At 69.4% G+C, this 25,530-nt stretch carries 23 protein-coding genes and 2 pseudogenes; 15 read left to right on the top strand and 10 right to left on the bottom strand.

Going from position 1 to position 25,530, the window contains the following annotated elements; translation table 11 throughout:
* Positions 1 to 3: 3 nt before the first annotated feature.
* Complete coding sequence (locus ACZ5IK_RS15340; RefSeq protein ID WP_465488236.1) at positions 4 to 396, bottom strand: hypothetical protein; 393 nt, start codon at positions 394 to 396, stop codon at positions 4 to 6.
* Between the two features lie 190 nt (positions 397 to 586).
* Here ACZ5IK_RS15340 and ACZ5IK_RS15335 point away from each other — a divergent pair, with 190 nt between their 5' ends.
* The 8 genes and pseudogenes from ACZ5IK_RS15335 to ACZ5IK_RS15300 all read left to right on the top strand — a co-directional run bounded on the left by ACZ5IK_RS15335 (position 587) and on the right by ACZ5IK_RS15300 (position 8,616).
* On the top strand, positions 587 to 1,135 hold the full coding sequence (locus ACZ5IK_RS15335) for a YbaB/EbfC family nucleoid-associated protein (RefSeq protein ID WP_465488235.1): 549 nt from the start codon (positions 587 to 589) through the stop codon (positions 1,133 to 1,135).
* A gap of 26 nt (positions 1,136 to 1,161) precedes the next feature.
* Complete coding sequence (locus ACZ5IK_RS15330; RefSeq protein WP_465488234.1) at positions 1,162 to 1,500, top strand: hypothetical protein; 339 nt, start codon at positions 1,162 to 1,164, stop codon at positions 1,498 to 1,500.
* Complete coding sequence (locus tag ACZ5IK_RS15325; protein WP_465488233.1) at positions 1,493 to 2,506, top strand: hypothetical protein; 1,014 nt, start codon at positions 1,493 to 1,495, stop codon at positions 2,504 to 2,506. Before ACZ5IK_RS15330 ends, ACZ5IK_RS15325 begins: the two co-directional genes overlap by 8 nt.
* A 65-nt stretch (positions 2,507 to 2,571) precedes the next feature.
* Positions 2,572 to 3,675 (top strand): DUF6346 domain-containing protein, encoded by a 1,104-nt coding sequence (locus tag ACZ5IK_RS15320; RefSeq protein WP_465488232.1) that lies wholly within the window; start codon positions 2,572 to 2,574, stop codon positions 3,673 to 3,675.
* Positions 3,676 to 3,997: 322 nt separating this feature from the next.
* Positions 3,998 to 4,857, top strand: a pseudogene (locus ACZ5IK_RS15315) (ribokinase).
* Positions 4,858 to 4,925: 68 nt separating this feature from the next.
* On the top strand, positions 4,926 to 6,560 hold the full coding sequence (gene ptsP / locus ACZ5IK_RS15310; RefSeq protein WP_465488231.1) for a phosphoenolpyruvate--protein phosphotransferase: 1,635 nt from the start codon (positions 4,926 to 4,928) through the stop codon (positions 6,558 to 6,560).
* Between the two features lie 48 nt (positions 6,561 to 6,608).
* Positions 6,609 to 7,142, top strand: a complete 534-nt coding sequence (locus tag ACZ5IK_RS15305) for a cadmium resistance transporter (protein ID WP_465488330.1) — start codon at positions 6,609 to 6,611, stop codon at positions 7,140 to 7,142.
* A gap of 68 nt (positions 7,143 to 7,210) precedes the next feature.
* Positions 7,211 to 8,616 (top strand): annotated as a pseudogene (locus ACZ5IK_RS15300) (MFS transporter).
* Here the strand turns inward: ACZ5IK_RS15300 and ACZ5IK_RS15295 are convergent.
* The gene (locus ACZ5IK_RS15295) at positions 8,613 to 9,278 is read right to left on the bottom strand and encodes a DUF1707 SHOCT-like domain-containing protein (protein ID WP_465488230.1); all 666 of its coding nucleotides are present in this window, start codon (positions 9,276 to 9,278) and stop codon (positions 8,613 to 8,615) included. The pseudogene ACZ5IK_RS15300 and the gene ACZ5IK_RS15295 sit on opposite strands and share 4 nt — an antisense overlap.
* A 189-nt stretch (positions 9,279 to 9,467) precedes the next feature.
* On the opposite strand from ACZ5IK_RS15295, the gene ACZ5IK_RS15290 reads away from it, so the two are divergent.
* Positions 9,468 to 10,394, top strand: a complete 927-nt coding sequence (locus ACZ5IK_RS15290) for a hypothetical protein (RefSeq protein ID WP_465488229.1) — start codon at positions 9,468 to 9,470, stop codon at positions 10,392 to 10,394.
* A 1-nt stretch (position 10,395) separates the two neighbouring features.
* Here the strand turns inward: ACZ5IK_RS15290 and ACZ5IK_RS15285 are convergent, their stop codons facing one another.
* From ACZ5IK_RS15285 to ACZ5IK_RS15275, 3 genes are read right to left on the bottom strand one after another with little or no spacing between them, the layout of a single operon-like run.
* The gene (locus ACZ5IK_RS15285) at positions 10,396 to 11,055 is read right to left on the bottom strand and encodes a response regulator (RefSeq protein WP_101611536.1); all 660 of its coding nucleotides are present in this window, start codon (positions 11,053 to 11,055) and stop codon (positions 10,396 to 10,398) included.
* Positions 11,052 to 12,218: a MacS family sensor histidine kinase gene (gene macS, locus ACZ5IK_RS15280; protein WP_465488228.1), complete on the bottom strand. Its 1,167-nt coding sequence runs from the start codon at positions 12,216 to 12,218 to the stop codon at positions 11,052 to 11,054. The genes ACZ5IK_RS15285 and macS overlap by 4 nt, the downstream gene beginning before the upstream one ends.
* Entirely contained in the window at positions 12,215 to 13,411 is a 1,197-nt protein-coding gene (locus ACZ5IK_RS15275) for an AI-2E family transporter (RefSeq protein WP_465488227.1), read from the bottom strand. Before ACZ5IK_RS15275 ends, macS begins: the two co-directional genes overlap by 4 nt.
* A gap of 276 nt (positions 13,412 to 13,687) precedes the next feature.
* On the opposite strand from ACZ5IK_RS15275, the gene ACZ5IK_RS15270 reads away from it, so the two are divergent.
* Both ACZ5IK_RS15270 and ACZ5IK_RS15265 read left to right on the top strand, forming a co-directional pair.
* Positions 13,688 to 14,686, top strand: coding sequence for a hypothetical protein (locus ACZ5IK_RS15270; protein ID WP_465488226.1), 999 nt, complete (start codon positions 13,688 to 13,690; stop codon positions 14,684 to 14,686).
* Between the two features lie 196 nt (positions 14,687 to 14,882).
* Complete coding sequence (locus ACZ5IK_RS15265; protein WP_465488225.1) at positions 14,883 to 18,143, top strand: beta strand repeat-containing protein; 3,261 nt, start codon at positions 14,883 to 14,885, stop codon at positions 18,141 to 18,143.
* 76 nt (positions 18,144 to 18,219) lie between these two features.
* Here ACZ5IK_RS15265 and ACZ5IK_RS15260 read toward each other — a convergent pair whose 3' ends face one another.
* Complete coding sequence (locus tag ACZ5IK_RS15260) at positions 18,220 to 19,407, bottom strand: ROK family transcriptional regulator (protein ID WP_465488224.1); 1,188 nt, start codon at positions 19,405 to 19,407, stop codon at positions 18,220 to 18,222.
* Positions 19,408 to 19,497: 90 nt separating this feature from the next.
* On the opposite strand from ACZ5IK_RS15260, the gene ACZ5IK_RS15255 reads away from it, so the two are divergent.
* Positions 19,498 to 20,664, top strand: a complete 1,167-nt coding sequence (locus ACZ5IK_RS15255) for an MFS transporter (RefSeq protein WP_465488223.1) — start codon at positions 19,498 to 19,500, stop codon at positions 20,662 to 20,664.
* On the opposite strand, the gene ACZ5IK_RS15250 is transcribed toward ACZ5IK_RS15255, so the two are convergent.
* Both ACZ5IK_RS15250 and ACZ5IK_RS15245 read right to left on the bottom strand, forming a co-directional pair.
* Positions 20,661 to 21,431: a dioxygenase family protein gene (locus ACZ5IK_RS15250; protein ID WP_465488222.1), complete on the bottom strand. Its 771-nt coding sequence runs from the start codon at positions 21,429 to 21,431 to the stop codon at positions 20,661 to 20,663. The two genes, ACZ5IK_RS15255 and ACZ5IK_RS15250, sit on opposite strands and share 4 nt — an antisense overlap.
* Before the next feature lie 60 nt (positions 21,432 to 21,491).
* A complete protein-coding gene (locus ACZ5IK_RS15245) occupies positions 21,492 to 21,860 on the bottom strand; it encodes a MarR family transcriptional regulator (protein WP_465488221.1) in 369 nt (122 codons plus the stop codon).
* A 63-nt stretch (positions 21,861 to 21,923) separates the two neighbouring features.
* Here ACZ5IK_RS15245 and ACZ5IK_RS15240 point away from each other — a divergent pair, with 63 nt between their 5' ends.
* Complete coding sequence (locus ACZ5IK_RS15240; RefSeq protein WP_465488220.1) at positions 21,924 to 22,385, top strand: MarR family winged helix-turn-helix transcriptional regulator; 462 nt, start codon at positions 21,924 to 21,926, stop codon at positions 22,383 to 22,385.
* On the opposite strand, the gene ACZ5IK_RS15235 is transcribed toward ACZ5IK_RS15240, so the two are convergent.
* Complete coding sequence (locus tag ACZ5IK_RS15235) at positions 22,361 to 22,732, bottom strand: VOC family protein (RefSeq protein WP_465488219.1); 372 nt, start codon at positions 22,730 to 22,732, stop codon at positions 22,361 to 22,363. The genes ACZ5IK_RS15240 and ACZ5IK_RS15235 overlap by 25 nt on opposite strands.
* An 89-nt stretch (positions 22,733 to 22,821) precedes the next feature.
* Between ACZ5IK_RS15235 and ACZ5IK_RS15230 the strand changes: the two genes are divergently transcribed.
* Positions 22,822 to 23,781 (top strand): helix-turn-helix transcriptional regulator, encoded by a 960-nt coding sequence (locus ACZ5IK_RS15230; protein ID WP_465488218.1) that lies wholly within the window; start codon positions 22,822 to 22,824, stop codon positions 23,779 to 23,781.
* Here the strand turns inward: ACZ5IK_RS15230 and ACZ5IK_RS15225 are convergent.
* A complete protein-coding gene (locus ACZ5IK_RS15225; RefSeq protein ID WP_465488217.1) occupies positions 23,735 to 24,931 on the bottom strand; it encodes an FAD-dependent monooxygenase in 1,197 nt (398 codons plus the stop codon). The two genes, ACZ5IK_RS15230 and ACZ5IK_RS15225, sit on opposite strands and share 47 nt — an antisense overlap.
* Positions 24,932 to 25,015: 84 nt before the next feature.
* Here ACZ5IK_RS15225 and ACZ5IK_RS15220 point away from each other — a divergent pair, with 84 nt between their 5' ends.
* A complete protein-coding gene (locus ACZ5IK_RS15220; RefSeq protein ID WP_465488329.1) occupies positions 25,016 to 25,510 on the top strand; it encodes a MarR family winged helix-turn-helix transcriptional regulator in 495 nt (164 codons plus the stop codon).
* Positions 25,511 to 25,530 lie beyond the last annotated feature (20 nt).

Here is a 25,530-nt window from a genome sequence, read left to right as displayed (position 1 = left end):
TGGTCAGTGCCCCATTACCGGGGATGAGCCCAGAAGGCGAGCCTGGAGCCGGGTGAGTGGCCGGAGCGCCAGGAAAACCGGAACGGACATCCCGAGCGCGACGAAGAAGTGCACGACCCATGCCCCCACCAGCGTCGGGCCGCCCCACGTGCCCTCGGGGTCGCTCCCCGACCAGAAGAGACCGTAGGTCGCGATGCGCCCGGCGAGATAGAAGAGCAGCAACGCGAGCAGGAACGCGACCGCGCTCGGACCGAAGGCCGCCACGAACCGCGGCCGTCCCCCGCCGTGCTCCCCGAGCCAGCGCCGCGCGAGCCCACGCTGAACCTTCGCGCCGCCGAGGTAACCCGGCAGTGCGAGAAGCGCGTAGATCGCGCGTTTCCAGTCCGAAATCGTCATGTTCAGTACGGTATGAGCCGCTGACCTGGGCGAACACCGGGCTGGCCGCCATGTCCGGTAGGGAAAACCGGGGCCCGCTGTGGTGATCCACACGACCGGGGTGTGGATGCGCGCGAAACGTTCCCCGATGTCAGACGGGTATGCCACACTCGGTCGCCGAATGGCTACGACGTGAACAGGGGAGGTTCGCGTGTCGAACCCTGAGCAGCTCTTCGCTGATTTCGAGGCCAAGTTGGCCGACGCCCAGCGGAAGGCGAATCAGATGCGCACCGAGATCGAAAGCGTCTCGGTGTCCGAACGCAGCAAGGACGGCCAGATCTCCGTCAAGGTCAACCACGCGGGGAACCTGGTGGGCCTGGAAATCGGTCCGTCGGTCCGGGACAACCCCGCGCTCGCGCAGGAGATCCTCCGCGTCGTCCAAAGCGCACAGAGCAAACTGGCGGACGCGGTGCAGACCGGCGTCCCGTCCATCGCGGGCAGCGAGACCATGAACGAACTGGTCGACCAGCTGCACAACGAGTACCCGGAACCCGAGCCGGCGGGCTACGTCGAGGGCGGCCACCGGACGGTAGACGAGGACGACCGGTTCGTCGCCGAAGACGAACTCGACGCCCCTCCGCCCCCGCCTGCTCCCAAGCCGCCCGTGCCGCCCGCTTCGCCTGCGCCGCCTCGTGCCGCGCGACGGCAGCAGACGGATCACGAGGACGACTACTTCACCGGCGGCGACTTCCTGCGCTGAGCGGGTACTTGAGGGAGGGGAGAACCATGGGGCAGCCACAAGGAGACCAGGGTTTCAACGTAAACCCTGACCAGATCGACGAGCACGCCAAACAAGTGGAAGAGACTCACGAGCATTTACGGGTCGCGCTCGACGCGGACAAAGATCGTGTGGACATGTTGGCCTTCGGTCTGATCGGCAACATGTGCGGGATGCCGTTGATCTGCAACAACCTTTCGGAGAACGTGCGGGAGGCTCTGCAGTCCGCGATCTCGGCGGGCGAGCACCACGTCGCGGCGGTACGGAAGTGGGCCGAAGTGCGTCGGGTGACCGAGCAGGACGCGATCGACCTTCTGAAGCGGGCAGAGCAGGTGGAACGTGGCTGAGAACGACGTCCTCAAGAACGCCAAGGGCGAAACGGACGCCGAGAAGTACAAGGTGGACAACGCTCTGGAGGGTGCGGGCGCCGTCCAGGATGTGTTCGGCGGCGCGGAAAAGCTCCTGAACGGTGACTGGACGGAGGGACTCCTCAGCCTCGCGGGAGCCGTGCCGGATATCGTCGAGGTCATCAAGAACCCGCTGGAAACCCTGATGAGCTGGGGTTTTGGGTGGATCATCGAACACGTTGACTTCTTGAAGGAACCTCTTGACTGGGTTTCCGGCGACCAAGACGCACTTGATCTCGAGGTGCAGAAATGGCTTGAGGTCGGCAAGTACGTCAAGACGACGGCCGAGACGCTGACCGATGAGGTCCAAAAGAACTGCATGGAATGGTCGGGTGCCGCCGCCGACGCGTATCGCGCCTACGTGCAAAAGCAGCTCAACGGGTACCGGGAAATAGTCCGGCTCGCCGAGCTCGCCGGGAACATCATCAACATCTGCAAGACAGTGCTCTCGGTGGTTCGAACGATCATTCGCGACTTGATCACCGACACTCTCGCCAAGATCGTCATGATCATCGCCAGGTATCCGCCGCCTGCCTACCCGGCGGCTTTGGCCGCGGAGGGTGTTCCCTTCGCGATCGAAAAAAGCACTGAAGCCATGACATGGGCCGAGAAGCTGATGCGCGTCCTCATGCGCGCGAAGTCCATGTTGATGGACTTTTACAAGAACGTCGGTGACCTCCTCAAGAAGGGTGACGTGTTCGAGGGCGCGGGGATGGGGGCGTTCTGGGAGGTGGTGAAGGAAGCAGGTAAGTCGGCCGTCAAAGAGGTGGTCAAGAGCGCGTCGGAAGACAAGGCGCGTGACCGGCGAGAGACGACCATCAACGCCACCGGCGAACCCAAGCCGCCAGAGAAGGCCAACGGAGCAGTCGGCTCCAGGCAGCCTGTCGAGCAACAGCCGATTTTCGAGCAGCCTGGAACGCAACGGATATCCGGGTCTATCCAGTGAGTAGTGGTCTTCTGATGACCGGGTACGAAGCAGTTCCCACGGTCACGCGCAGATCCCCTTGGAAGGTGGCGGGTGTCGCCGTCGGCGTGTTCCTCTACGCGCTGATCTGCTGGACTCTGCTCGGCCGCGGGTTGGTGTCCCACGACGAGGAGGGAACGAGCAAGTTCGTCGACATGGCGACGGCGAAGACTTGCGAGGAGATAGGGCCGCTGAGCATCGCCGGGATCGGCTACTACTGGGTCTGCGACATCGAGGTTCGCCCCTATTCGTCTGGATCCAGGAAGGAAGTCGTGACGGCGCGCTCGTTCCCGGACGAGTTGACCCCGGCCGACATCGGTAAGTCCGTCCGGGTCAAAGAGCTCGGCAGGTACTACGCCCGGGACTTCAAGGGCGACGTTCCGTGGTGGAGCGTCGCACCCGGCATCGGCGGGTTCGTGGGGTTGGGCCTGTTCGCCCACTGGCGACGGAACAAGCGTTTCCGCAAACCTGTCTCCGAGGCTTCCGTGACCACCTCGCTTTCTCTCTCGTCGGTTCGTCCACTGGGCGGCGTGGCTGCTCCTGTCGGTCTTCCCTCGACGGCATCGAGGACGGTCACGCCCAACGACTGGTCGTCCGCGAAGTTCTGGCGCGTTTGCGGGGCGATCTTCGTCGTCGCCGTCGTCTCCGGGATCGTAGGTTTCACGGCGGGACGCGGGACAGAGCTCCGCGAAGCCACACTGACGATCGCTGCGATCGGACTTCTCTCTCCCGGATGGCTCTGGTTCTGCACTCCAGCGCGGTGGAAAAAGGCGACCTGGTGCACCAAGTTCACGGTGTCGGTCGAAGGAATTCGCTGGTTCCGTCGTGACAAGGCGACCTTCGAGGTGGGGTGGGAAGAGCTCCGCGAGCTTCGGCTGACCACTGTGAACGGTGGCAAACGCGCCTTGCGGATGATCGACTTCTTCCCCCTCGACGAGGAATTCGCGAAACGCCATCGAACGCTGAAGGGGCTATGGGAAATCGGGGCGAACCTCGACGGCCGTCCGCTTCCGCCGGTCGTGAAGGGCTACCGGATTCCCGAGGCGTTCAGTGACGCCGCGTTCGCCGAAATCCGGGTCGCGATGACCATGATCCGGCCGGACAAGTTGAGCGAGTATCGGGGAGTCCCGCAGAACACGACCGCATCCTGAGTTGAGGCGCCCGTCGAAACGGGGCGCCGCCGGCGCCGATCACTCGGGGGGCTACGTGATCGACGCCGGCGACCCGATGCCCTGGTCCAGGCTTACGCCGGGATCGGGGCAACGTCACCGCGTGAACGCGGCAACGCATCTCAAGAGCGGGCGTGATCGCCGAAGTGACGCCCGGGGGAAGGTTATCCCCCGAAAGAGTGACGGCGTTCCGCTGCTCGCCTGATTGTCGCACTACGCACCAGGAAAGTTACAAAGTTCTTCACATCTTCGCCGGGAGAAGGGTCATGACCGGACAACCACTGGTCATGGCAAGGTTCCCTCCATGACTTCTCAGGTGCTGGTCATCGGGTCCGCCAATGCCGATCTCGTGGTCCCGGTCGACCGGCGACCCGGTGGTGGCGAAACCGTACTCGGTGGCGACACGACCTTGTCGCCGGGTGGCAAAGGCGCCAACACCGCGGTCGCGGCAGCGCGGCTCGGGGCCGACGTCGCGCTGCTCGGGGCGGTCGGCGACGACCCGTACGGCGAGCTGCTCAAGCGCTCGCTGGCCGAGTCCGGGGTGAACACGGCCTCGTTGCGCACCAGCGAACGTCCTACCGGGATCGCGTACATCACGGTCACGCCCGACGGCGAGAACTCGATTCTCGTCTCGCCCGGTGCCAACTCCGGGTTGCGGCCCGAGGACGTCGATCTCGACGGCGCCGAGATCGTGGTGCTGTCGCTGGAGATCCCGCTCGAAACCGTCGAGCACGCCGTCGCGAAACCGCCGAAAAAGGCGTGAAGACACTGTTGAACCTGTCGCCGGCGGCCGAACTCTCCGCGAAGACACTCCAGAGTCTCGACGTTCTTTTGGTCAATGAGCACGAGGCGGCGTTCCTCCTCGGTGGCGAGGCCGACTTCCCCCAGCTGCTCGACCTCGGTCCGAAGGCGGCCGTCGTGACGCTCGGCGCGAAGGGAGCGGTGGTGGTGACCGCGGACGGGGTCACGGAAGTGTCGTCGCCGAAGGTCGAGGCCGTCGACACCACCGGCGCGGGTGACGCTTTCGCGGGCGCGCTCGCCACGGCGCTCGCGAAGGGCGAGGAGCTGGCCGACGCGGCGCGCTGGGCGGTGAAGGTGGCGGCGATCACGGTGACTCGCCAGGGCGCGCAGCCTTCGTATCCGACGGCATCCGAACTGGAATGATGTGTTCTTCTGTGTTGTGCTGTTGGCTATGAGCCAGGTCACGCCCCCTATGAGATATGGTCTAGACCATGCCGTCTGAGTCACTGACCGGGGTTGCCGTCAGTCCCGGCCGCGCGAGCGGTCCTGTCGTCCGAGTCGCCGAACCCCTTGGCGAGCCCGCGAGTAAACCGGCACCGGCCGATCCCGCCGCCGAGGCCGCCCGGATCGCCCCGGCCGCGCAGATCGTGGCGGCCCGGCTCGAGAAGCTGGCCGAGACCGCGACCGGCGAGGCCGCGACGATTCTCATCACGACCGCGGCCATGGCCGCCGACCCGGCGCTCGTCTCCTCGGCGGAGCAGCTGGTCAAGACTCAGAACCTGCCCGCTCCGCGTGCGGTCTACCAGGCGGCGGGGAAGTTCGCCGACGCGCTGGCTGCCGCGGGCGGTTACATGGCCGAGCGGGCCCGCGACGTCCTCGACGTGCGAGACAGGCTCGTCGCCGAGTTGCTCGGCATCGCGCCTCCGGGCGTTCCCGATTTGGATTCGCCGAGCGTGCTCGTCGCGCGCGATCTCGCGCCCGCCGACACCGCCGGACTCGACCCGGACAAGGTGCTCGCGCTCGTCACCGAAGAAGGTGGCCCCACCAGTCACACCGCGATCCTCGCTCGCGCGCTCGGCATTCCGGCCGTCGTCGCGGTCCGTGGGCTCCTCTCGCTCGACGCGCAAGCGCTTGCGGTGGACGGTGACACCGGCGTGGTCGAGGTCGCCGACCCCGACGCCGAGATCGTCACGGCCGCCAAGACCGGCGCGATCGAGTGGGACGGCACCGGCGCGACCGCCGACGGCCACCGGGTGAAGGTGCTCGGCAACGTCGGTTCCGCCACCGACGCCCAGGCCGCGGCCGAGGCCGGAGCCGAAGGTGTCGGTCTCTTCCGCACCGAGTTCTGCTACCTCGACGCTTCCGCTGAGCCGACCGTCGACGAACAGCGCAAGGCTTACACCGCCGTGCTCTCGCCGTTCCGCGGCAAGCCGGTCATCGTCCGCACCCTCGACGCGGGCGCCGACAAGCCTCTCGCCTTCCTGGAGCCCGAGGCCGAGCCCAACCCGGCTCTCGGCGTACGCGGGCTTCGCGTCGCCTTCGACCGGCCCGAGATCCTCGACCGCCAGCTCGAGGCCATCGCGGGTGCCGCGCAGGATTCCGGTGCCGAGGTGTCGGTGATGGCGCCGATGGTCGCCACCGCCGCCGAGGCCGCGTGGTTCGCCGAGCGCGCGCGTGCCGCCGGTATCGCCCGCGCGGGTGTGATGATCGAGATCCCGGCCGCCGCGCTGACCGCCCGCGAGATCCTCGACGTGGTCGACTTCGTCTCCGTCGGCACCAACGACCTCGCGCAGTACACCTTCGCCGCGGATCGCCAGCTCGGCGCGGTCGCCAAGCTCAACGACCCGTGGCAGCCCGGGCTGCTGCGCCTGCTCAAGGTCATCGGCCAGGCCGCCAAGGACACCGGCAAGCCCGCCGGGGTCTGCGGTGAGGCCGCCGCCGACCCGAGGCTCGCGCTGGTGCTGGCCGGGCTCGGCCTGACCAGCCTCTCGATGAACGCGCCCGCCGTGCGCGCGGTGGGTGCGAGCCTGGCCGCCACGACGCTGGCCGAATGCGAGGCCCTCGCCGAGGCCGTACTGGCGACGGCAGACCCCGTTGAGGCGAGGGCAGCCGCAGCCAAGCGATAGCAAAGGTCCCTTGCTCCCCTGGTGGTGATCTTCGGCCAGGCCGCGGCGATGTTCGTGGTCACCAACATCGACGACATCGTCCTGCTCGCGCTCTTCTTCGGCCGCGCGACGGGACGTGCGGGCGCGGCGAGGGTGGTGGCCGGGCAGTACCTCGGGTTCGCCGGGATCCTCGCCGTTTCGATCGTCGGGGCGCTCGGTGCCGGTCTGTTGCCGGAAGCCGTTCTGCCCTGGCTCGGGCTGGTACCGCTCCTGCTCGGTCTCCGGGCGGCGTGGCGCGTCTGGCGTAAGGACGACGAGGACAACGAGCCCGACGTCGGTCCCGGCGTTCTCGCCGTGGCGGGCGTGACCTTCGCCAACGGCGGCGACAACATCGGCGTTTACGTGCCTGTCTTCGCCAACACCGGCACCGGCGGGCTGATCGTGTACGCGGCCGTGTTCCTCGCGCTCGTCGCGGTCTGGTGCGCGGCGGGCCGCTACTTCGCGACCCGTCCGGTGATCGCCCGCGCCCTGACGCGCTGGGGCCACTTCTTGCTTCCGGTCGTCCTCATCGGTATCGGCCTGGTGATCCTTCTGCACGCTTGATGTCGAAATCCGGTCCACCGCTTCGACGCACTGGTGAAGACACCGAGTGCGACGAAAGGAACCGGACCATGACGACCACCGAGACCCCGACACGGGCGGGACGCCGGGAGTGGGTCGGGCTGGCCGTACTGGCCCTTCCCACCTTCCTGGTCTCCCTCGACGTGTTCGTGCTGATCCTCGCGCTGCCGAAACTCAGCCAGAGCCTCGGCGCCGACAGCACCCAGCAGCTGTGGATCATGGACGTCTACGGCTTCATGATCGCCGGGTTCATGGTCACCATGGGCACCCTCGGTGACCGCGTGGGCCGCCGGAAACTGCTGCTCATCGGGGCCACGGCGTTCGGACTGGCTTCCGTGCTGGCGGCGTTCTCGACCAGCGCGCTGATGCTCATCGCCGCCCGCGCGATCCTCGGCATCGCCGGGGCGACACTGGCGCCGTCGATGCTCGCCCTGATCAGCAACCTGTTCCTCGACAGCCGCCAGCGCTCCCTCGCGATCGGCATCTGGGCGGGATGCTTCACCGTCGGCGCGATCGTCGGCGGCGTGCTGCTGGAGCACTTCTGGTGGGGTTCGGTGTTCCTGCTCGGCGTTCCCGCGATGGTCCTGCTGCTCGTCGTCGGACCGAAGTTCCTGCCCGAGTACCGCAACGAGAACGCCGGCCGTCTCGATCCGGCGAGCGTCGCGCTTTCGCTGGTCACGATCCTGCCCGCGGTCTACGGCGTGAAGGAACTCGCCGCGACGGCGTGCACGTGGTCCCGGCGGCCGCGCTCCTGATCGGCCTCGGCTTCGGCGTGGTGTTCGTGCGGCGCCAGCGAATCCTCCAAGACCCGCTGATCGACCTGAAGTTGTTCCGCAGCCGCGCGTTCACGACGGCGATCGGCGGGATGTGCGCGTTCACCATGCTGGGAGGGACGACGATGCTCTTCGTCGCGCAGTTCTTCCAGGTCGTGGTGGGACTTTCACCGGTCGGCGCCGCGCTGGCGTTGCTGCCGGGCATGCTCGCGTCGACCGTCAGCTTCCTGGGCGCGCCGATCCTCGCCCGCCGTTTCCGGCCCGCCACCCTGATTTCGGGCGGCCTGGCCGGGGCGATCGCCGGTTTCCTGCTGCTGACGCAGGTCGAGGCGGGCGCCGGTCCGGTGATCCCGTCGATCGCGTTCGCCATCACCTGCCTGTGCGGCGGGCCGCTGGTCACCCTCGGCACTGATCTGGTGGTCGGCTCGGTTCCGCCGGAGAAAGCGGGTTCGGCGGCTTCGTTGTCGCAGACCGGCAACGAGTTCGGCTACGCGCTGGGCATCGCGACCGTCGGGACGCTGGGCAACGCCGTCACCCAGGCCAGGCTCGCCGACGCCGTGCCCGCGCACGACGCCTTCGCCAGCGGGATGCACGCGGTGTCCGGGCTGGCCGCGCTGGTGCTGGCCGCGGTCGCCTGCTTCGTGATCCGGCACCTCCGGCACGTGCGGCCGGTCGGTGCCTAGCCGAAGAAGCCCCGACGCGGGTACTTGATGATCAGCGATCCCCCGTGCACGCGCCCGGTGATGACGAACCGGGGCGTGCCGGGGCGTCCGTTCGACCGGGTCCGGTCGTCGAGGTTGCCGAACTTGATGTCGGAGATCGAGTTGGTGTCGACGGCGCCTTCTTCGGGAATGGTGATCTCCACCGGACCCCATTTGGCCTGCAGTTCGATGTGCACCACCGGATGCGGGATCTCGGCCTGGGAGAAGTCCAGTTTCGTGGCGCCGTACTTGTTCCGGATCACCATCGACTCCGGGACCAGCCAGTTCCCGTCGCGCTGCAACGCCGAGTACTTGCCGTTGAGCTCCATGACCTGCCCGGACGGCTGCGCGTAGGCGTGCTGCCCCGGCGGCGGCGCCCACGGGTTCTGCTGCTGACGCGGCACCACTCCCGCTTCGGGATGCACCAGGCCCGGCAGATCCGTGAGCACCGCGTTCAGCTCACCGCGGGTCTTCGAGGCGAGGGCGCGGTCGGTCCGCTCGGTGAACTCGTCGAGGTTCAGCATCCCGAGGCCGATCGCCTTCTGCAGCACCACGACGACGTGCTCGCGCTCCGCGTCGGAGACCCGGATGTCCCGTCCGGTCAACGGCTTGGTTTCGGTCGTCGGCTGCTCTTCCTCGCCCATGACTGGAATGGTAGAACCGGATCTCACGCGCGAGATCGGGGAAATACCCTGAACAGACCCGCACTTCTCCCCTGTACCGCCCTGATGGCGGTGGTTCTCTTGCTGGCCGGATGCACCGACGCCACGCCAGCACCCGCACCCGCGCCTGCGTCGACACCTCCGCCACCGTCGCGAATCGAAGGCGAACCGGTGGACTACAGCGGATTCCGGCTCGTCATGGCGACCTCACCACCGTCGATCCTCGATCCCGCCACCGGCGCCACGACACCGTTGCCCGGCGCTCCGGCCGGGGACCGGGTCAACGACGTCCTGCGGGTCGGCAAGTTCCCGGTCGTGCTGTCGGCCGCCCGCTGCGGGCCGTCGTGCTTGGAGCCGTCCGAAGTGCTCGTCTACGGGGATCCCAAGAACCAGCCGTGGAAGCTGGGCAAGGCCAGGAGCGTGGCCCCGTCCGCCGACGAGACCGGCGTCTGGCTGATCCGCGATGACGGCAACGACCTCTGCCGTCTCCAGTACGTGTCCCTGCTCGGCGCCGAACGGGATCGCGGCCGCCCGGCGAGCTGCACGACGGCGGTGCGCCAAGAGGTGCCGAAGGGCCTGCTGATCACGGTGAACAGCGGGACGGCCGCCGCCGAGGACGTGCTGATCGACCCCGCCACCGGCCGCGCCGTGCACCAGTTCCCGCGGATACTGGCGATCACCAAGGACCGGCTGCTGCTCGCCGAGCTGACCAGGTTCTCCGTGCTCGACCTGCGCAACGATCAGCGCGTTCCGGTCGAACGCCCGGTGCCCAACGGCATGCCGGGCCAGGTGCTCCCGAGCCGCGACGGCTACAAGGTCGCCGTGCTGTTCGGCGACCCGGCCTGGGCCGCGACGAGTACGCAGACCGCCGACGTCTGGGTGCTCGCCCTCGACACGCTGACCTGGACCCACGCGCCCTCGATGCCGATCGCGACCCCGCTCAAGCAGGTCGCGATCGAATGGTCCGAGGACGACGTCCTGGTGCTCGCCACCGACGTCGTCGCGAGCTGGCGACTCGACCGGCCGGGATGGACGGTCGTCAAGACACCTTTGCCCGCCGAACGGAACCGGTCGGTGGTGACCGTGGCCCAGGGCTGAGCTACTCCCCGTCGAGCCCGTGCTCGATGGCGTAGCGGGCGAGCTCGACGCGGTTGTGCAGCTGGAGTTTCCGCAGCGTCGACTGGACGTGGTTCTCCACCGTCCGATGCGACAGCACGAGCTTCTCGGCGATCTGCCGCGCCGTCATCCCCTTCGCGACCAGGCGCAGGACGTCGGTCTCGCGTTCGGTCAGCCGCGGTGGGGCGGGCCCGTCGTCCGGGGCGTCGGCCATCCGCCGGTATTCGCCGAGCACGAGTCCGGCGAGTCCGGCGGTGAACACCGGATCCCCCGCCGCCGTCCGCTTGACCGCGTCCACCAGTTCGCTCGCCGAAGCCGATTTGACCAGGTATCCGGACGCCCCGGCCTTGACCGCCTCGAGGACGTCGCTGTGCTCGCCGCTCGCGGACAGCACCAGGACCTTGGTCGACGGCAGCTCCGCGGTGATCTCCCGGGTCGCGTCCACGCCCGACGTCTCGCCGAGGTTGAGGTCCATCAGCACGACGTCCGGCTGGACCGTGCGCGCGATCCGCACCGCGGCGGGCGCGTCCGGCGCGGTGGCCCGTACGTCGAAACCGTGCTCGGCCAGGTCGCGCGCGACCCCGTCCCGCCACATCGGGTGGTCGTCGACCACCATCACCGAAATTTGAGGCGCGTCGGTCATCGCTTTCCCCTCGCCGCCACTGGAACCTTGACTTCCCATTCCGTGCCCTGGCCCGGCGCGGTGTCCAGGGCGGCGCTCCCGCCCAGATCCCGCACGCGCCCCTTGATGGACTCCGCGATACCTAGATGTCCCTCGGCCGCCGCTCGTTCCATCACCCCGGGCGCGATTCCGGGGCCGTCGTCGCGGACGCTGACCACTACCTCGGTGCCGAGGTCCTCCAGCAGCACCCAGGCATGCGCTTCTTCACCGGCGTGCTTCTCGACGTTCAGCAGCGCTTCGCGTGCCACCGCCACCAGCTCCGCGGTCATGTGTTCGGGCAGCCGGACCTCGCCGGCGGGCGTCGAGACCTGCACCGACGGTGTCGCGAGCAGCTGTAGCGCGGCACGGAGGTCGGTCGTCCCGTTCGCGCTCGGCCGCGTCGGCTCGGTGGTGACCAGCGCCCGTAGCGCGATCTCCTGCTCACCGGCCAGTTTCGCCAGCTCGGCGGCCTCCCCGCCGAATTCGGCGCCGCGTTTGCGCACCCGCGCGAGCACCTGCAGGACGCTGTCGTGGATCGAGCGGGCGAGCCGCTCACGTTCGGCCGTCGCGGCCTCCATGCGCAACGCCCTGGTCAGCGCGTCCGCGGACCGGCGCGCCATGGTCGCGGCCAGCCCGATCACGAACCCGCTCGCGGTCAGCAGGAAGCCGTCCCGCGCGACGTCGACGTCGAACCGCCAGCGCACCAGCCCGGTGACCACCGAGACCACCAGCCCGGCGAGCACCCCGCCGAGCGCGCCGAAGCGCGTCCCGGCGGCCGCGGGCGGGACAGCCGCCCACACCGTCGTGAGGAGCGGGGTGTTGGCGTCGAACTGCGCGGTGGACAGGACCCACGCCGACGTGAACATGAGGACGACCGTCAGCGCGAGATCGACGACGACCAGCCACGGCCAGCGTGTCGACGGCCGCGCGTAGAACACGCTGCTGAGCACCGTCCACGCCGTCATCACGCCGAACGCGGCCCACGCGAGCCACTGCTTCGCGTAGCCGTCGTAGTGGACGATGAACGAGCCGAGTGCGAAGAGCAGCGTCGTCACGCGAAGCACGATCACCCCGCGCCACAGCGGCGTCGCGGGGTCCCGCGTGCCCAGCGCCGAGACGGCTCGCCAGAGCGGGGTGTTCGTCATGACTCCGTTTTGGTCGCTTCCTCGGCATCGTTCGGCTGCGCCGCCTGATCCCGCAGGACGTCGACCTCGTCCGGATCGGGATCCCGTTCGTGCAGCAGCGACCGGATACCGGCGTTGAGCACCGCGAGCAGCGGCACCGACAGCAGCGCCCCGGCGATCCCGGCGGTCACGAGGCCCGCGGTGATCGCGAGCACCACGGCGAGCGGATGCAGCTTGACCGCGCGGCCGAGCAGGATCGGCTGCAGCACGTGGCTCTCCAGCTGCATGACGCCGATGACGATGGCCAGCACGATCAGCGCGCCGACGACGCCCTTCGTCACCAGTGCGATCAGCACCGCGACAGCGCCCGCGATCACGGCGCCGATGATCGGGATGAAGGCGCCGAGGAAGACCAGCGTCGCCAGCGGGATCACCAGCGGCACGCCGACGATCGCCAGCCCGACGCCGATGCCGACCGCGTCGACGACGGCCACCGCCGCCGTCGCGCGCACGTAGCTGACCAGCGAGGCGAACCCGCGCCGTCCGGCGACGTCGACCCGGTTGCGCACCCGGCGGGGCACGCCGAGGACGAGGAACTTCCAGATCTGGTCGCCGCCGGAGAGGAAGAAGATGAGGATGAACAGCGTCAGGATGAAGCCGGTGACGATCTCGCCGACCGTGCCCGCCGTGGTGAGCGCGGTGGTGGTGATCGACGCCTGGTTGTTCTGCAGGAAGCCGATCGCCTGGTTGATGAACTCCTGGATCTGCTCCTGGCGCAGGTGCAGCGGTCCGTCGATGAGCCAGGTCTTGATCTGGTTGAGGCTCTCCGTCAGCTGCTTCTGCAGTTCCGGCAGGCCGGAGGAGAACTGCGCGACGACGAACGTCAGCAGCCCGCCGAGGACCGCGAGCCCGGCGATCAGCACGATCCCGGCCGCCAGCCCGCGCGGGAACTTCAGCGCCTGCAGCTTGGCGACCGCGGGAGCGAGCAGCGCGGCCAGCAGCAGCGCGATCGACAGCGGGATGACGACCACCGACAGGTAGCCGATGAGGAACACGATGACGTAGAGCGCGGCGATCACCACGATGAAGCGCCACGACAGCGCCGCGCCGATCCGCAGGCCGCGAGGCACCACGTTGGTGACGTCTTCGGTGGACTCGGAGAGAAACGGGTTCGCCGGGCCGGATTCCGGCTGTTTGCGCTGGGACTCGCTCACGCGCTCACCGTATCGGTCCGGGACGGCGTTCTTGAACATTCCGGGCGACGCGCACGGTCGAATTCGCCCAAAGCGACGCTTGACACATCGCCCCATGATCGACTCGGAAGTAACCGTGTCCCGCCAGCGCTGATCACGTAACGTGATTTCGGGCTACACCGTGTGTTCTTCACACTATCGTGCCATCAAGGTGTTCCTGGCTCGCTTTGCCCTTCCTCCCTTTGCTTACCTCGGTTCCGCAACCACCGACGGCATACCGACACGGCAGGAGACCGAGTGACGAACGCGGCGAAGAACGAGGGGCGGGGCGCGGCGCGCTTCGGTCGTCTCGCTTCGCGTGCGCTGTTCGTTCTCGGCGGCGCCGTCGCCGGTTCCGCCGCCGCGTGGGCCGTGTCCGGTGCTTCCGCTTCGGCCGACATCGCGCCGGTGGTCTCCGCTCCCGAAACGAGCGTCACCCCGGTCACCGATGCCACCGTGGCCGGGCTGAACGACGTTTCGCACGGCGCGGGCAAGTTCTCCGGCGATGTCGCCGGAGCGATGTGCGGCGACCAGCAGCAAGCCACCGCGTGGTCGATGCCGGGCAAGAACGGGTCGAAGCACCACTGTGGAGACATCCGCGCCGACCGGCACGAGGTCTCCACCCGCGTCAGCGACGCGGTCACCGACTTCGCCGACAACTCGGTGGTCACCCCGGTCAAGCGGACCCTCGGCGCCGTCGAGCACATCGTGCGCAAGCCGCAGGACACCCGTCAGGTGCTGGACGAGACGTTCGCCCCGTCGCCCGATTTCGGCCGCAAGGTCTGGGACCTCCTCGACCCGCAGGGGCACGGCGGCCTCGTCCCGGACCTCCCGGTCAGTGGCGGTCCGGTCGACCCGAAGTCCCCGCTGGACACCATCGGCGCCGGCGACCAGGTCACCGACTTCGCGCAGCTGGCGACGACCCAGTTCCCCGCTTCCTCCGAGACCTTCCTCCCGATGCCGGCCGTCGTGCAGCAGCACGACGCCTCCGCCCAGGACGAAGACTCTCCTTTCCGTGACGGACACCGCGGTGACTTCCCGCGTCCGCTCACCCCGGCGCCGCTTCCCGTCGCGCCTTCCATCCCGACTGTCCCCGGTGGCGGCAACGCTCCCGGTGGTCACCTCGACGGCCTGACCCACGGCGTTCCCGCCTGGCTCGTCTCGGCCGTCGAGCGTTCCCTGACCGGCTACTCGCCGGCAGGCACGCGGTACATGCCGCTCACCCCGGGCTCGCAGCCCGGCGTCACTCCCGACTGAACACCTCCCTCCGCGGGGTAGCCGACGCGCCTCACGCCTCCCGATTCCGGGCTTGGCTTCGCGTCCGCTCCTGATCCCCCGCGAAACGGCGGTGCGCTTTTTCGCGCCCGCATTCGCTCCACCCCCCCCTCAGGTGCTTCTTCGAGAGCACCTCCTCGAACCCGAAAGGGAACCCGAAATGAAGGAGAAAAACCCCATGCAATCCTGGGCAAAGCGCGGACTCCAGACCGCGTTGGTCACGGGTGGGTTGTTGATGCTGGGCACCGGCATCGCTTCGGCTGACGAACAGGTCAACCCCGACACCCCGGCCTCCCCGCTCGACGCGAACGTCACCGTTCCCATCGAGATCGACAACAACGCCGTTGGCACGCCCCTCGGCCAGCTCGACGTCCCCGGCTACAGGGGCGAGGTCAGCACCAAGGCCGTCACCAAGCCCGTCTCGGACGCGCTCGACGGTGTCACGTCGCCCGGCAGCAGCAGCGACGGAATCGGCGGAGGGCTTCCCCAGCTCTCGAACAAGGGCGCCGTCCCCGCGCCGCTGGCCGCCAAGGACTCGGCCCGTCAGGTCAGCGGTGGGCTGACCGGTGGTGGGTTCACCACCACGGACGACATCCTCAAGGGCAACAAGGTCGTCGGTGACGTCGTCGTCCCGATCCAGATCGTCGACAACGCCATCGGCGTGATCGGCGACGCCGAGGTCGAGGGTGGGAACCACCAGCAGACCTGGTCGCACAACCAGGACGTCGAGACTTCCGGTGAGGACTCCAGCCTCGCCGGGAACGTCGTCGCCCTCGACTGGGCGCTGCCCGTGCAGATCGCCGGCAACGGCGGCGGGCTCGCCGGCGGCACCGGCCGCGTGGTCGGCGGTTCCGCCAGCCAGAGCACCACCGAGACCGGCAACATCACCACCGACGGCGAGGGCTCCGCCCTGTCCGGCAACGTGGTGGCAGGCCAGCTCGCCACCCCGGTCCAGGTCACCGGCAACGCCGCTTCCTGGATCATCGGCAACGCCAACAGCTCCGGCTACGAGGCCGAGACCGACGCCACCTCCGGCGGCTGGGTCGAGACCGACGGTGACGACTCCGCCCTCGGCGGCAACGTCGCCGCGGTGCCGGTCGCGCTGCCCGCGAAGGTGAACGACAACGCCGCCGCTGTGCACGGTTCGCTCGCGAACTCGAACAGCAGCTCCTCGGCGGACGCGCAGGCCGGCGACACCACGCCCGGCTGGAGCAACGTCCCCAGCTACGTGCAGACCTCCGGTGAGGACTCGGCCGTCGCGGGTAACGCGATCGTGCCGCAGACCGCGGACGTCGCGAACGTCGGCGGCGTGGCCGCCAGCTGGGTCGGCCTCGCCAACACCGGCAAGGATGGCGGCACCAGCCACTCGAGCGTCGTCGACGCCGGTGGCTTCGTCAGCACCGAGGGCGAAGGCTCCGCGGCCGGCGGCAACATCGTCGACCCGGCCGTGGCGGCCCCGGTCGAGGTGACCTGCATCGCGGGCACCTACATCGGCAACGTGTCCTCGACCTCGTGCGAGAACACCGTCGACGCGAACGCCGGCAACGGCAGCCACACCAACGGTGACGACTCCACCCTCGCGGGCAACATCGTCAACACCCAGGCCGCGCTGGCCCCCGAGGTCTACGGCGTCGGTGGCTCGCACATCGGACAGGCCGTCGCCGAGGCGACCGAGACCAAGACCGTGACCGCCGGCGGGTACGACGGCACCACGGGCAACGACTCGTCCGGCTCGGGCAACATCGTCCAGGTCCCGGCCGCGGTTCCGGCCGAGGTCTTCGGCGTCGGTGGCTCGTTCATCGGCCAGGGCTCCGGCTCGGCCGACGAGACCAAGGTCGTCTCCGGCGGCGGCGGCGGGAACACCGCCGACGACAACGGCTTCCTGAGCTCCAACCTGGCGACCGTGCCGGCTTCGCTGCCGGTGCAGGCGTTCGGGATCGGTGGCGCGTTCATCGGTCAGGGTCACGGTGGCGCCGACGGCGACACCACCTCCAACGCGGGCGGCGACGTCCACGCGACCGGTGACGGTGGCGCGGGCGCGGGCAACCTGGTCTACGGCCCGGTCTCCCTGCCGGTCCAGGCGCACAACTTCGCCGCGGTGCTGGGCGGAATCGCGTCGGGCGAGGGCTCGAACCTGACCGACTCGTCGGCCGGTGGCGACGCCACCGCCAACGGTGAAGAAGGCGCGCTGGCGGGCAACATCGTCCAGACGCCGGTCGGCGGCACGGTCCCGGTGACCGGGCTCGGCGTGGCCGGTGCGGGCATCGCCAAGGGCAACAGCCTGAACGACGTCATGTCGGCGGCCGGCGGCGACGCCACCACCACCGGTGACAACGGCGCGGTCGCGGGCAACATCATCGGCGCGCAGGCGCTGCCGATCGTGCCCGTCACGCACGACGCCATCGCGGCGGCGGGCATCGCCGACGCCGAGGGCCTCGACACCATCGACGCCACCTCGGGCGGCGACGTCGAGACCTCGGGCACCGAGGGATCGCTGTCGGGCAACATCCTCGACATCCCGGTCGCGGCCGTTCCGGAGGTGTTCGGCGACGCCATCGCGGCGGCCGGCGGCGTCTCCGAGACGAACGCGGACAGCGTGATCGACGGCCAGGCCGGCGGCGACAGCATCACGGACGGCAGCGGAGAGGCCCTTTCCGGCTTCAACCTGCACCACCCGCTGGTGTTCTCGATCCCGCTGAACGAGCTCGAGATCCCGGTGCTGGCCATCGCGGACGAGAACTCGACCGACGACACCGAGATCAACGACGCGGACTACACCCGCGCCTTCACCGACTCGGTCGGTTCGGAAATGCCGATCGACGCGCTCCCCGCGCTGCCCTTCGGTTCGATCCCGTCGATGAACGGTGCCGGCACCCTGCCGACCACCCCGGCGGTCGGTGGCGCTCGCGCCGACGCCCCCCAGCTGGGTGGCGTTCTCGCCGGCGTGTCCGCGCTGAAGGGTCTGACGTCGCTCCCGACTCAGATGCCGAAGGCGGACCTGCCCGTGCTGCCCGTCACCCCGGCCCTGCCCGGTGTCCCGGCCCTGCCGAAGACCCCGGGTCTGCCCGGTGACGCCGCTCGTGCGGACGCTCCGAAGCTCGCGCAGCTCCCGGCGCTGACCGCGCTGCCGATCGCCGGTGGCCTGCCGGTGGCGCTGCCCACCGCGGGTGGCCTGCCGATCGCCGGTGCTCTGCCGACCGCCGGTGCCCTGCCGGTGGCTCTGCCCACCGCGGGCGCCCTCCCCACGGCCGGCGCCCTGCCGACCGCGAGCACGCTGCCGGTGCAGCTGCCCACCGCGGGCACCCTGCCCGTCGTGAGCAACGCCCCGGCGATGCCGACCGCGCAGGTCCCGGCTCTGGCGGGCGTCGACTCGTCGCCGCTGAGCATGTTCCAGCGTTTCATCGGCACCCTGACCGGCAAGAAGTTCCACACCATGTGAACCTGCCAGTCGGCTAGCGCCAACTGATCGAAGAAGCGGGCCCGGGAGATTTTCTCCCGGGCCCGCTTTGTCGTGGTCACGACATCGTGAACAGCGCGTCCTGGGCGGCGCCCATCGCGGTCAGCACCGCACCCTCCAGCACCCCGCTCCCGCCGACGGTCCCCGCCCGCACCTCGGTCCGCAGCGGCGAGATCTCCGCGAGCCGCCGGCTCACCCTGGCCGCCAGCGCCTCGCCACCGGCGCGGCCGACTTCGCCGCCGAGCACGACACAGCCCGGGTCCAGTACCGCGGTGATGGCGGCGGTGCCGATCGCGATCCGCTCGGCGACGATCTCCAGGAATTCCTCGGCCTCCGCGTCGATCGCGTACCCGACAGCGGCTTCGGCCGCTTCGGCGTTGTCGGCAGACGAAGCCGGAAGGCCGTGCGCGCGGGCGAGTTCGCAGATCGCGGCGCTGCCCGCCAGGGTGTGGAAGCCGCCGTCGCAGTCGGTCGACGTCGGGAGCCGTCCGGGTCCCAGCATCGGCAGGAACCCGATCTCCCCCGCGCCGCCCGACGCGCCCCGCCGCAGCGAACCGTCGAGGACGACGGCCGCGCCGACGCCGAACCCGAGCCACAGCAGCACGAACGTCTCCCGGTCGCGGGCGGCGCCGAGCCGTTGTTCGGCCGCGGCCGCGAGGTTGACCTCGTTCTCCAGCAGCACCGGGACGCCCAGCCGCCGCCGGAGCTCGTCGACGAGTTTCCCGTGCCACGCGGGCAGTCCCCCGGCGGGCCGCAGCCCGCCGGTCGCCGGGTCGACCAGGCCGGGAGCGCCGACGGCGATCGTGTGCAGCCCGCTCGCACCCGCTTCGGCCGTGGTGGTCTTCAGCAGCGCGATCGCCCGTTCGACGGCCGCATCGGTGTCGACGTCCAGCTCGAACGGCAGTGCGGCTTCGGCGCGGGTCCGGCCGAGCAGATCCGCGACCGAAACGGCGATGCCGTGGGTGCGGACGTCGAGCCCGGCGAGGTACGCGCGATCGGCGACGATGCCGTACAGCTTCGCGTTCGGCCCCCGGCGTTCGGCGCCCGCTTCGCCGACGATCTCGATCAGCCCGGCGTCCCGCAGCCGTTCGACGAGGTCGGCGACGGTCGGCCGGGACAGCCCGGTCAACGTCTTGAGCTGGTTGGCCGTCAGCGGGCCCTCGCGTTGGAGCAGGTCGAGGGCCAGGCGGTCGTTGATGGCCCGCGCGGTGCTCGGGGAGGCGGACGGCATCCGGATGACACTCACCGGCAGATCCTCCCAGAATTAATTATCAGGTTCCCTTCCTGATAGTTTACGCTGACGTCGTCGAGTTGTCTCATGGACCTTGGGGGCCCAGTGACCAATACAGTGGAAACCGTCGGCGGGCCGACGCGGCGGGTGCGGCAGGCGCGGGTCGCCGTCGCCGCCATCTTCGCCGTGCACGGCGCGGTGACCGGCAGTTTCGCCACCCGGATCCCGTGGATCCAGGAACACGCGGGGATCAGCGCGGGCCAGCTCGGCCTCGCGCTCGCCTTCCCCGCCATCGGTGCTTCGCTCACCATGCCGCTCGCCGCGCGGATCGGGCACCGGCTCGGCGGCAGGCAAGGCCTCCGGATCCTGCTCGCGTACTGGACGCTGGCGCTGATCCTCCCCGCGCTGGCGGGGAACCTCGTCACCCTGTGCGTCGCGTTGTTCGTCATGGGCACCGCGGCGGGCACCTCGGACGTGCTGATGAACGCCCTCGGCGTCGACGTCGAGGAGAGGATGGGCAAGTCGGTGATGTCGGGGCTGCACGGCATGTGGACCACGGGCGCGCTCGTCGGATCCGCCGCCGGAGCGCTCGCCGCGCACGCCGCGCTGGACGCCCGGGTGCACCTGGCGATCGCGTCCGCCGTGCTCACCATCGCCGGACTGATCATCTGTCAGGGCGTTTTCGACGTCCGCAGCGCACCCGACGAGCACCCGCCGCCGAGGTTCGCGCTGCCGCCGAAGTCGGCCGTCATCATCGGCGCCGTCGCGTTCTGCGCCGTCTTCGCCGAAGGGGCGAGCCTCGACTGGTCCGCCGTCTACCTGCGGGACGTCCTCGGCACGTCGCCCGGGATCGCGGCGGCGTCGACCACCGCGTTCACCTGCACGATGGCGGTCGCCCGCCTCTCCGGCGACGCGCTGGTGAGGCGTTTCGGCTCGGTCAACACCGTCCGCGCGGGTGGTGTTCTCGCGACGGCGGGCGGCCTGCTGGTGGTGCTGGCCGCGCATCCGGTGATGGCGATGGCCGGCTTCGCGTTGATCGGACTCGGCGTCTCCGTCGTCGTCCCGCTCGCCTTCGCGGCGGCCGGACGCAGCGGGCCGACGCCGAGCCAGTCGATCGCGGGCGTCGCGACCATCACCTACTCCTCCGGGCTCGTCGCGCCGTCGCTGATCGGCGGGATCGCCGACCTGACGTCACTGACGGTGTCCTTCGGGCTGGTCACGCTGCTGGCACTCGGCCTGGTCGCGGGTGCCGGGGTGCTCCGCACGCGCTAGTCGAACTGAAGGGAACGCTTGGCGAGGCCGTGCCAGTAGCCGTCGATGACGGTCTCGCCTTTCCCTTCGGACGAACTCGCGCCGAGTGAGACGAACAGTGGCGCGAAGTGCTCGATCCTGGGGTGCGCGAGGGCCGCGGCGGGGGCCTTGTGCTGGAAGTCCAGCAGTGCGTCGAGGTCGCCTTCGCGCAGGGTTTCCGCACCCCAGTGATCGAATTCGCTCGACCACGACGGCGGCGCGCCGTCGGTGCCGTCGGTCTGGCCCAGCGCGCTCAGGTTGTGGGTGAAGAAGCCGCTGCCGATGATCAGCACGCCCTCGTCGCGCAGCGGCGCGAGCTTGCGGCCGAGGTCGAACAGCTCGCGCGGGTCCAGTGACGGCATGGACACCTGGAGCACCGGGATGTCGGCGTCCGGGTACATCTCCACCAGCGGGACGTACGCGCCGTGGTCGAGGCCGCGATCGGGCGCGTCGTGGACCGGGGTCTGCGTCGAGCGCAGGAGCTTCCGCACCTTGTCCGCCAGCTCGGGAGCGCCGGGCGCGGCGTATTCCACCTGGTAGAAGCGATCGGGGAAACCCCAGAAGTCGTAGACCAGCGGCACCGTCGTGGTCGCGCCGAGGGTCAGCGGCGCCTCTTCCCAGTGCGCGGAAACGACGAGGATCGCCTTCGGCTTTTCGAGCTCGGCCGACCAGCCGGCGAGCTGGCGGGTCCAGGTGGCGTCGTCGGCGAGCGGCGGCGCGCCGTGGCTGAGGTAAAGCACCGGGGTCATGTCAGCTCCAGGTGTTTGAACTTTCAACTACCAGGATAGACGACGCCGCGGTGTTCCGCGTTATTCCCGCGCGAGGTTCGCCGCCATGCGTTCCAGGACGCCGACCGTCGTCCGGTAGTCGTCCTCGCTGATGCCCTCGGTCGCGCGCGAGCGGAACTCGCCGACCTCGGTCTTGAGTCGAAGGTGCGCCTGTCTTCCGGTGGGGGTCAGGCCGCCTTCGTCGTCGATCCAGTCGCGAGTGCGCAGTTCGGCGATGGCCTCCTGCGCTCCCTCGAACGGTGACAGTGCTTCGGCGATCGGGGCTCCGCTGTCGATCGTGTTCAGCACTTGCCAATGACGGCGGGTCAGCGCTTCGCCGGAGAGGGCTCGATCGAGGGAGGATTCAAGGGCCTGGTGAAGGTGGGCGAACCAGAATCCGATGGGCTTCATGGATACTCCTTCATGTAGACGGCAACTACATGTAAAAGTACATGCATTTGGTGAGGGTGAGCAATGACGGACGCCGTGGCCGACGTGGAACGCGCGATGATCGCCATCCGGCGGAGCCAGGCGAGGCGCTCGCTCTCGAAGCTCGCCCGCGACCGCGCCGAAACGATGCCCGACCAGGCGGTACAGGGGCTTCTCGACGCCGTCGAGGCGGCCGAAGAGAGCGGCGAGCCGGGCACGGTGACCAGCCTCGCGGCGGCGTTGACCATCGACCAGCCGCGCGCGAGCCGTCTGGTCGCGCGGGCCGTCGAGGGTGGCTTCCTCCGGCGTGAAGCCGATCAGCGGGACGGCCGCCGCGCCGTCCTGGTCCTCACCGAGAGCGGACGTGACGAGGTGACGCGGATGCACGAATTCCGCCGCTCGGTGTTCGCCGAGGCGATGGCGGACTGGCCGGACGACGACCGCCGCGAGTTCGCCCGGCTGCTGACCGCGTTCGTCCGGAACTACGGCGCGCTCGGCGTGAAGTAGTTCACCAGGTTGCCGTCGGGGTCGCGGAACAGCAGGGATCGGTTCCCCCACGGCATCGTGGTCGGCTTCTGCACGATTTCGGCCAGGCCCGCCAGTCGTTCGTACTCCCGGTCGACGTCCTCGACCCAGAACTCGAGGATCGCGGTCCGGTTCGACTCGGGCACCGCGGCGGCCCCGCCGAACAGGGTCATCGTCTCGGCGCTACCGATCGCCAAGGTGCACGACGGGCCGACGAGTTCGGCGAACTGTTCGGCGGGCCTTCGCGCTTCGAGGCCGGTCACTTTCTCGTAGAACTCGGTGAGGCGGGTGACGTCGTGGGTGATCACGCGGACGGAAACGAACTGCACGGCAGGTCCTTTCGAGGTGGAATCAGGAACACCGGCCACGCTAAGAGCAATACTGGACAGGATCCGCCCGGTATTGAGACGCTTTCGCTGTGACGCGGCCCATCGCCCGAGTGCTCGCCCTCCTGGAGATCCTCCAGAGCGGCGGCACCCGCACCGTCGCCGAGCTCGCGGGGCGGCTCGACGTCGACGAACGCACGGTCCGCCGGTATGTCGAACACCTCCTCGACCTGGACATCCCGGTCTGCTCGGTGCGCGGCCGGTACGGCGGGTACCGCCTCGCCCCCGGCTACCGGATGCCGCCGCTGATGCTCACCGACGAGGAGGCCCTGGCGGTCCTGCTCGGCCTGGTCGCGGGGCGGCGAGCCGGCCTGATCACCACGTCGGTCGTGGCCGCCGAGAGCGCGGTCGCGAAAGTGCGCCGCGTACTGCCCGAAGCACTGGGACGGCGGCTGGACGCGCTGATGGAGGCCGCCGACTTCACCTCGCCCGCCCGGGAAACCCTGTCAGCCGAGGCCGAAGTGCTGCTCACCGTCGCGGAAGCGGCGCGGGATCGCCGCCCGGTCGGGCTCGCGTACCTCGCCGGTCACGGCGGGGCCAGCGAACGCGTCGTCCATCCTTATGGCGTCGTGGCGCATTCCGGGCGGTGGTACCTGACCGGCTTCGACTCGGCGAGCGGCGAGGTGCGCACCTTCCGCGTCGACAGGATCAAGTCGGCCGAGGCGCGGACCGGGACTTTCGAGGTGCCCGCCGGATTCGACCCGGCCGAGCGAGTGCTGACCGCTCTCGCCGAGACGCCGCACCGGCACGACGTCTCCGTGCGGATCCAGGCGACACCCGGGCAGATCCGCGCCGTCTTCCCGCCGTCCGTGGCGACTCTGGAGACGGACGGCGACTGGGTGCGCGCCCGGATCCGGGCCCAGCGGCTCGACTGGATCCCGCCCCTGCTCGCCGCCCTCGACCAGCCGTTCGTCATCGAACGGCCGGACGAATTACGTGATCTGGTCAGCGCACTGGCAGACCGGCTGGCCGCGCGGGCGCGGGAAGCGTGAGCGCCGAATGCGCGGGCTCCTCCTCGTTTCTGGGCAGGGTCGAGAGGCCGCGCAACACGGCATTGCGCTGCTCCAGGGCCTCGGTCGTACTCGGGAACATGGTCGAGTTCCCGTCGGTGACCAGTGCCTGATTCAGCCGCACGTACTCCCTGATGCCTTCTTCGTAGGCGGCGAACGCCTCCGTGTGGTCGGCCTTCGAGGCCAGCTCGCGGGCCAGCATGTACGCGCCGACCAGGGCGAGGCTCGTCCCCTGCCCGGTGAGGAACGACGGCGCGTGCGCGGCGTCACCGACCAGGGCGACCCGGCCGCTGGACCACCGCGGCATGCGGATCTGGCTCACGACGTCGAAGAAGAGGTCGTCGGCGTTCCGCATGGCGTCGACCATGAGCGGGATGTGCCAGCCGTCCCCGGCGAACACCGAGGCGACCAGGTCGCGCTGCGCGGCGGGATCTCGGAAGGCGTGGATGGGCGGTTCGGGGCGGGCGAAGTTCAGGAAGCCGTGCACCATGTCGCCGTCCCTGACGGCGTAGAGCGCCGCTGCCCGGCCTGGCGTGTTCCAGAGGACACCTTCGTGTGAGAGCCCGAAGTCGTTTCGCAGGGTGAAGCCCGCGAAGCAGTAGCCGATGTAGTGATGGAACTGCTCTTCGGGACCGAAGACGAGGGCGCGGGTGTTCGAGTGCAGGCCGTCGGCGCCCACGACGAGGTCGAAGGTGCGTCCGGTTCCGCCGCGGAAGCGCACGTCCACGCCGTCGCCGTGCTGGTCGAGGGTGGCGATGGAGTCGTTGAAGAGGAACTCGACGTCGTCGCGGACCGTGTCGTAGAGGATGGAGGTGAGGTCCCCGCGAGGGACCTCGAGGTCGCGGCCCTCGACTCCGCCGGTGATCGAATCGGGCCGGAGCGAGGTGATCCGCCCGCCGTCGGCGTCGACGAAGCTGAGCCTGCGCGTGTTGATGTGGGCGTCCTGGAGCAGGGGAAGAACACCCATGTGCCGGACGGCGTCCAAGGCGGTGCCCCGGATGTCGATGGGATAGCCGCCACCGCGGACCGCGTCCGACTTCTCGACGACCGTGACGTCGAAGCCGTAGCGGTGCAGCCAGTAGGCGAGGGCCGGGCCCGCGATGCTGGCGCCGGAAATCAGGACGGTGCTCATGAGTGCTCCTTGGATAGGTAACTTAGGTATCCTTATGGACTCAAGGCGACTATATACCTAACTTAGGTATCTTTGTGAGGCGTGATGGACGACACAGGTTCACCGGAGCTCGACCTGATGGCGGTGCTCCCCCGACTCACGCAGCTCAGCACCGTGCTCAACCGCAGCCAGCTGGTCGAGCGGGCGATGGACCGGGCCGGGATCACCCTCGACCGGCCGGCGATGACGGTGCTGGTCACGCTGCACATGGCCGACCGGCCGCTGCGGGTCGGGGAGATCGCCGAACGCATGCAGGTCGTCGGGCCGCATGTCACCCGGCATCTCAACGGTCTCGAACGGCGAGGGCTGGTCGTCCGGGTCGCGGATCCCGACGACCAGCGGGCGCGCCTGATCGAGCTGACACCGGACGGGAAGGAGGTGCCCGACCGGTACCTGCGGACCCTGCTCGGCTGGTTCGGCGACGCCCTGACCGACTGGTCCGAGGAGGACCGCAAGACCTTCGGCGGTCTCCTCGGACGGTTCGTCGACGACCTCACCGCCCGGCTCGCGGTCGTCGACGACGAGACGGCGGGCAGATAGCCGCCCGCCGTCCCGGTTCT

It is taken from the genome of Amycolatopsis sp. NPDC031561 (assembly GCF_055580625.1).
This window is presented reverse-complemented; position numbering and strand designations above follow the sequence as displayed.